We start from the raw sequence: 6,886 nt of genomic DNA, 5'->3' as shown, positions 1-6,886 counted from the left end.
GCACCAGCACCCGCCGCGGCACCCGTCACCGCTGGCGCGAACGCCCACGCCGGCTACGTGACCCCGATCGTGCGCAAACTCGCGAACGACAAGGGCATCGACCTCTCGACCGTCACCGGTACCGGTGTCGGCGGACGCATCCGCAAGCAGGATGTACTCGCCGCAGGGGCCCCTGCCGTGTCGTCCGCTGCACCCGCAGCGCAGGCCGCGCCCGCCCTCGAGGTGTCGCCGCTGCGCGGCACCACGGTGCCGATGTCGCGCCTGCGCAAGGTCGTCGCCGAGCGCGCGGTGCTGTCGATGCAGTCCATGGCACAGTTGACGACAGTCGTCGAGGTCGACGTCACGCGGGTGGCGAACTACCGCGACGAGGTGAAGGCCGCGTTCCAGGCAAAGACCGGCCAGAAGCTCACCTTCCTGCCGTTCTTCGTGCTCGCAGCTGCTGAGGCGCTCAAGGCGTACCCGATCATCAACGCGACCGTCGACGGCGAGAGCATCGTCTACCCCGACCACGAGAACGTGAGCATCGCCGTCGACACCGAGCGCGGCCTGCTCACCCCGGTGGTGCGCAATGCCAGCGACCTCAACATCGCTCAACTCGCGACCGAGATCGCCGACAAGGCTGAGCGCACGCGTAGCAACAAGCTGACTCCCGACGAGCTTTCGGGCGGCACCTTCACGGTCACCAACACCGGCTCGCGCGGTGCGCTGTTCGACACGCCGGTCGTGTTCCTGCCGCAGTCCGCGATCCTGGGCACCGGCATCGTCGTCAAGAAGCCCGTCGTCGTCACCGACGAGGGCCTCGACGCGATCGCGATCCGCTCGACCGTCTATCTCGCGCTCTCGTACGACCACCGCATCGTCGACGGTGCGGATGCCGCCCGCTTCCTCGGCGCGGTCAAGGCCCGCCTCGAGAGCGGCGACTTCGCGGGGCAGCTCGGCATCTAGTCCAGCTCTGACGTGACGGCTGTCGCATCCATATAGTCCCGGATGCGCCAGCCGTTCATCGTTCGCAGCAGCAACACCGACGCCGGAGCGCTGCCGGCGGGCAGGTCGAGCAGTGCCGCGTCGCCGAGCTGTTCCACCAGCACCGGCTCGCCGCTGACGACGCCGCCCTCGGGATACTCGGCGCCAGCCTGAACCGCGCGAATGAGCGCCGCGTCGTCCGCATATGCAGCCGAGTCGGGCTGCACGACACCGTCGAGGCACAGCAGCGACAAGTCGCGCAGGCAACGCTCTCGCGCCGCCAGGAGCAGCACGGCGGCCGCGACCGGATCGTCAGGGAGGGCGGGGGCATCGAGCGTCGACGGCGCCGAGGCCGGCGTGACGGCGACCGCAGGGGACTCGTCATTCGGTGCCGGGACCGCGGCGACCGCGACCAGCACCGTCACCCCACCCGCGAGTGCGCCCAGCGCCAAGCGCCGGCGCCGCAGATCCCACGCCGTCCACACGGCGGCGATTCGCGCGAAGGGCTCCGCGAGACGCTCGTTCACCCATTCGGGCAGAAGGGTGGAGAGCCAGGGCGGAAGTGACACCCGCAGCGGCTCAGCGACCGGTTCCGGCTCGCGCGGGTCGCCCATCCGCGTCGAGACGATCTCGTCCTCGACGTCGAACCTCACCGGCGTCGGAGCGGCGAGGTCGAACAGGTGGGCGGCGACCGCGCCCGGCGCGGCATCCGCGATCGCTTCCGCCACCCGTCGCGCGGCCGCCGCCCGCTCGCCGGCGACCCGCTCCAACACCAGTGCCGCAATCTCTCGGACCCCAGCCCGGTCATCGATCACGGCGGGTACGGTCTCGAGCACGACCTCGGGGCTCCCCGCGGCGAAGAGGTGCGCTCCCCCGAAACCGGTGAGAGTGGGCGCGCCATCGTCGCGGAAGCTGATCGCGCGGAGCGACAGCCGGCCGTGTGCGACGCCGAGGGCATGGATGCGGTCGATCGTCGTAGCGATCGGCGCGAGAATCGTGACCGCCTCGCCGGCATCCAATCCGCCCCGCCGCTCGAGGAGTTCGGCGAGTGTGCCGTTCGGCAGCCGCTCAAGGACGAGCACCGTTTCGTGCTCATCAACCGACACGTCTTCGAGCGAGACGATGTGATCTCCCGTGGCACGGTGGAGGGCGTCGATCTCGGAGGAGGCGGAGGGGTCGTCGGCCGCCGCAACCTTGAGCACGACAGTGCGCGCTTCATGGAACCCGAGCAGCAGCCGCGTGCGGTCGCCGCGGCCGGCCGATCGCAGAACCCGGTGACCGGCGACATCCTCCACCCGCCAATCCTCGACAACGAGTGACGCGCTCAACTGTCGGCGCCCCAATCTGTGAACCGCAACCGCAGTGCACCGGCGGGGAAGGACGCGCGCGGGTAGGCTCGACGCGTGGTCGACTACGTCGTCACGGGGCTAAGCGCCAACTCCGTGCCGTATTCCACTGCCCTTGAGATGCAGCGTGCCGTGCACGCCGACGTCGCGAGCGGCAGGGCGCCAGACACCGTCCTTCTCCTCGAGCACCCGTCGGTGTACACCGCCGGCAAACGCACCGAGGATCACGAACGTCCGAGTGATGGCACCCCCGTCATCGACGTGGACCGTGGAGGCAAGATCACCTGGCACGGCCCGGGCCAACTGGTCGGCTACCCCATCGTCAGGCTCGCCGACCCGATCGACGTCGTCGCCTATGTGCGCCGACTCGAGGGGATGCTGATCCACGTGCTCGCCGAGTTCGGCATCCCGGGGCAGCGCGTCGAGGGCCGAAGCGGGGTGTGGCTGGTCGACGCGAACCGCCAGGCCGGCGACAAGATCGCCGCGATCGGCATCCGGGTGGCCGACGGGGTGACGATGCACGGGTTCGCCCTCAACTGCTCCAACTCGTTCGACGCCTACCGCTCGATCATCGCCTGCGGCATCTTCGACGCCGGCGTGACGAGCATCAGCCGTGAACTCGGTCGCGAGGTGACCCCTGAGGATGTCGTGCCGCTGATCGAGAAGCATTTCCTCACGCACCTCGCACCCTCGCTGGCATCCGAAACGGTCGTCGCCGCATGACTGTGACCAACGGGGCTGCCACCCAGCTCGGCCACGACGGCCGCAAGTTACTGCGCCTCGAGGTGCGCAACGCCGAGACCCCGATCGAGCGCAAGCCCGATTGGATCAAGACCCGCGCCAAGATGGGCCCGGAGTACACCGCGCTGCACAGCCTCGTGAAAGAAGAGGGGCTGCACACGGTGTGCCAGGAGGCCGGCTGCCCCAACATCTACGAGTGCTGGGAAGACAAAGAGGCGACGTTCCTCATCGGCGGCAGCCAGTGCACACGGCGGTGCGACTTCTGCCAGATCGACACCGGCAAACCCGCCGACTACGACACCGACGAGCCGCGGCGCGTCGCCGAATCGGTGACCCGCATGGGCCTGCGGTACGCGACCGTCACCGGAGTCGCCCGCGACGACCTGCCGGATGAGGGCGCCTGGCTGCACGCCGAGACGGTGCGCGCCATCCACGCCGCCAACCCGGGCACGGGCGTCGAGATTCTCGCGACCGACTTCTCGGGCAACCCCGACCTGCTCGGTGAGGTCTTCTCGAGCCGCCCCGAGGTCTTCGGGCACAACGTCGAGACGGTGCCGCGCATCTTCAAGCGCATCCGCCCGGCGTTCCGCTACGAGAAGAGCCTCGACGTGCTCACCCAGGCGCGGGCGGCCGGTCTCATCACGAAGTCGAACCTGATCCTCGGCATGGGCGAGACCCGCGAGGAGGTCAGCCAGGCGCTTCACGACCTGCACGACGCCGGCACGGACATCATCACGATCACCCAGTACCTGCGCCCGTCGGCGCGGCACCTGCCGGTGGATCGCTGGGTGAACCCGGCGGAGTTCGTCGAGATGAAAGACGAAGCGGAGGCCATCGGATTCCTTGGCGTGCTCGCCGGACCGCTCGTGCGCTCGTCGTACCGCGCCGGCCGCCTGTGGGCGCGTTCGATGATGGCGAAGGGCCGCGACATCCCTGCGCACCTGCAGCACCTGGCCGATGCCGAACTGGGCTTCGCGCAGGCGGTGTCCTGAGGGGCCCTATCGTAGAAGCCATGGCACGCCCCACCACCGCTGCACCGAAGGAACCCGGCCGTCTGAAGCAGATGTGGCAGGTCTTCAAGATGACCCGCCGCTACGACGGCACCATCGTCCTCTACCTCCTGCTCGCCTTCCTCGCGCCGACGGGCGCGGGCATCGTGCTGGCGGTGATCTTCGGCCAGGGAAACCCGGTGCTGTGGATCCTCTACATCGTCGCGGGTGTGCTCGCCGGCGTGCTGCTCACGCTCATCGTGCTCGGCCGCCGCGCCGAGAAGGCCGCCTTCTCGCAGATCGAAGGGCAGCCGGGAGCAGTCGGCGCTGTGCTCAAGAGTTCGCTGCGCCGCTCGTGGACGGGCAACGAGATCCCGATCAACTTCAACAAGACGCAGGATGCCGTCTACCGCGCCGTCGGTAAGGGCGGCGTCGTGCTCATCGGCGAGGGTCCGCGCACCCGCACGCAGCCGATGCTCGACAAGGAGCGCGCCAACGTGCGCCGCATCCTTCCCGAGGTGCCGGTGCACCTGATCTACGTCGACAAGAGCGACCCCGAGGCGACGTCGCTGCACCGCATCGTGCCGACGCTGTCGAAGTACAAGCGGGCGCTCAACAAGTCCGAGATCCAGGCGGTCTCGAACCGGCTGCAGTCACTTGGCAAGAACGGCCTGCCGATCCCGAAGGGCATCGACCCGCAGCGCGTCCGCGCCCCCCGCCCTCGTTAGACCCTGACGAGCAGGGTCCCAGCGAGCCGGTCGTGCAGCCCGCGCTGGTCGGCATCCCAGATCACCGCGGGCACGAACAGGCACACCAGCAGGGTGCGCACGAGCGCCCGCCACGGCGCGAGCCGCCCGGGGTCGAGCGGCACGACGCGCAGGCCCAGCAGCAGGTGGCCGACGCCGCCATTCAGCACGAGCAGGAACAGCAGCTGGATGCCGGCGAACAGTCCGAGGGTGATGAATCCGTTCGTCTGCCACGGCCCGGTCGAAAAGAAGGCGACCGAGATCGCGGATGCGATGGCCCAGTCGATGAGGAGCGCCGCGATGCGCCGACCCGGCCTCGCGATCGAGCGCGGCCCCGACTCCGGGAGCCCCAGACGCTCGCCCGGCCAGCGATTCTCGGCCGGATTGCTCACGGCATCCAGCCTAGGCGCCCAGGCCGCCGTAACATTCCCGAAACAATCCGGTCACCCTCGGGAAATGGCCCTCCCCTAGCCTCGGACGGAGGCTGCACCCCGCAGCCGAAGCGTTCCACGGCCCCGACGGAGTAACTCCTATGTCCACCCCACTGTTCAGCGACTCGTCTGAGGTGCTGAAGTTCATCAAGGACACGGATGTCAAGTTCCTCGACATCCGCTTCACCGACCTTCCTGGAATCCAGCAGCACTTCAACATCCCGGCGTCGACCGTGGACGAGGAGTTCTTCTCGGTGGGCCAGCTGTTCGACGGTTCGTCGATCCGCGGCTTCCAGTCGATCCACGAATCCGACCTGCAGCTCATCCCGGACATCTCGACGGCGTTCGTCGACCCGTTCCGCACCGAGCGCACCCTCGTCATCATCTTCGACATCTACAACCCGCGGAACGGCGAGATCTACTCGCGCGACCCGCGCCAGGTCGCCAAGAAGGCCGAGAAGTACCTGGCCTCGACCGGCATCGCCGACACCGCGTTCTTCGCCCCCGAGGCGGAGTTCTTCATCTTCGACGACGTCAAGTACGAGGTGAAGCAGAACAAGTCGTACTACGAGGTCGACTCGTCGGAGGCTGCCTGGAACTCGGGGCGTGACGAAGAGGGCGGCAACCTCGCCAACAAGACCCCGTACAAGGGCGGCTACTTCCCCGTCACGCCGGTCGACCAGCACGCCGACCTGCGCGACGACATCGTGCTCAAGCTCATCGAGGTCGGCCTCGAGGTCGAGCGCTCGCACCACGAGGTCGGCACCGCCGGTCAGGGCGAGATCAACTACAAGTTCGACACGATGGTGCACGCCGCCGACGACATCCTGAAGTTCAAGTACATCGTCAAGAACACGGCGCTCGAGTGGGGCAAGGTCGCGACCTTCATGCCGAAGCCGCTCATGGGCGACAACGGTTCGGGCATGCACACCCACCAGTCGCTGTGGAACGACGGCAAGCCGCTGTTCTACGACGAGAAGGGCTACGGAGGACTCTCCGACATCGCCCGCTGGTACATCGGCGGCATCCTCAAGCACGCCCGTGCGATCGCCGCGTTCACCAACCCGACCGTCAACTCGTACCACCGGCTCATCCCCGGCTTCGAGGCCCCGGTCAACCTGGTGTACTCGGCCGGTAACCGTTCCGCGTCGATCCGCATCCCGATCACGGGCACCAACCCGAAGGCCAAGCGCATCGAGTACCGCGCGCCCGACGCCTCCGGCAACCCGTACCTCGCCTTCGCCGCCCAGCTGATGGCCGGCCTCGACGGGATCAAGAACAAGATCGAGCCGCACGAGCCCGTCGACAAGGACCTCTACGAGCTCCCGCCCGAGGAAGCGCAGAACATCCCGCAGCTTCCGGGTTCGCTCGACGAGGCCCTGCGCGAGCTGGAAGCCGACCACGACTTCCTGCTCGAAGGCGGCGTGTTCACGCAGGACCTGATCGACACCTGGATCGACTACAAGCGCGAGAAGGAGCTCCTCCCCTTCGCGCAGCGTCCGCACCCCTTCGAGTACGAGCTGTACTTCGGAGTCTGATTCCGGGGAGGTCTTCGGGACCGTACTTCCGGTTTCCGAGGCCAGTGATTTACTGAGCCCCAGGCGGCAGTTGCCGTCTGGGGCTCAGTCTATCTCTGGACGTTTACGGACGGCTACGGGCAGTAAACGGAC

At 68.0% G+C, this 6,886-nt stretch carries 7 protein-coding genes; 5 read left to right on the top strand and 2 right to left on the bottom strand.

Annotated elements, in window-relative coordinates; genetic code table 11:
• Positions 1-945, top strand: a 945-nt coding sequence (gene sucB, locus WBL06_RS11220) for a 2-oxoglutarate dehydrogenase, E2 component, dihydrolipoamide succinyltransferase (RefSeq protein ID WP_424456093.1), incomplete at its 5' end; no start/stop codon positions are given.
• Here sucB and WBL06_RS11215 read toward each other — a convergent pair.
• Positions 942-2,258: a protein kinase domain-containing protein gene (locus tag WBL06_RS11215; protein ID WP_424456091.1), complete on the bottom strand. Its 1,317-nt coding sequence runs from the start codon at positions 2,256-2,258 to the stop codon at positions 942-944. The genes sucB and WBL06_RS11215 overlap by 4 nt on opposite strands.
• A gap of 108 nt (positions 2,259-2,366) precedes the next feature.
• Here WBL06_RS11215 and lipB point away from each other — a divergent pair, with 108 nt between their 5' ends.
• The 3 genes from lipB to WBL06_RS11200 are packed head-to-tail and all read left to right on the top strand — an operon-like array spanning position 2,367 to position 4,767.
• Positions 2,367-3,032: a lipoyl(octanoyl) transferase LipB gene (gene lipB / locus WBL06_RS11210; protein WP_424456089.1), complete on the top strand. Its 666-nt coding sequence runs from the start codon at positions 2,367-2,369 to the stop codon at positions 3,030-3,032.
• Positions 3,029-4,042: a lipoyl synthase gene (gene lipA / locus WBL06_RS11205; protein ID WP_424456087.1), complete on the top strand. Its 1,014-nt coding sequence runs from the start codon at positions 3,029-3,031 to the stop codon at positions 4,040-4,042. Before lipB ends, lipA begins: the two co-directional genes overlap by 4 nt.
• A 20-nt stretch (positions 4,043-4,062) precedes the next feature.
• Positions 4,063-4,767 (top strand): DUF4191 domain-containing protein, encoded by a 705-nt coding sequence (locus WBL06_RS11200; RefSeq protein WP_424456085.1) that lies wholly within the window; start codon positions 4,063-4,065, stop codon positions 4,765-4,767.
• On the opposite strand, the gene WBL06_RS11195 is transcribed toward WBL06_RS11200, so the two are convergent.
• Positions 4,764-5,177, bottom strand: coding sequence for an RDD family protein (locus WBL06_RS11195; RefSeq protein WP_424456084.1), 414 nt, complete (start codon positions 5,175-5,177; stop codon positions 4,764-4,766). The genes WBL06_RS11200 and WBL06_RS11195 overlap by 4 nt on opposite strands.
• Positions 5,178-5,329: 152 nt before the next feature.
• On the opposite strand from WBL06_RS11195, the gene glnA reads away from it, so the two are divergent.
• Positions 5,330-6,754 (top strand): type I glutamate--ammonia ligase, encoded by a 1,425-nt coding sequence (gene glnA / locus WBL06_RS11190; protein WP_191282459.1) that lies wholly within the window; start codon positions 5,330-5,332, stop codon positions 6,752-6,754.
• Positions 6,755-6,886: the final 132 nt, after the last annotated feature.

This window comes from Pseudolysinimonas sp. (assembly GCF_049651805.1).
GTDB lineage: Bacteria > Actinomycetota > Actinomycetes > Actinomycetales > Microbacteriaceae > Pseudolysinimonas_A.
Note: the sequence above shows the minus strand (reverse complement) of the source record. Positions and strands in the feature narration are given on the sequence as shown.

Excerpts from the sequence above, each read along its gene's own strand:
- lipA (WP_424456087.1), top strand. The coding sequence starts at position 3,029 with ATGACTGTGACCAACGGGGCTGCCACCCAGCTCGGCCACGACGGCCGC.
- WBL06_RS11200 (WP_424456085.1), top strand. The coding sequence starts at position 4,063 with ATGGCACGCCCCACCACCGCTGCACCGAAGGAACCCGGCCGTCTGAAG.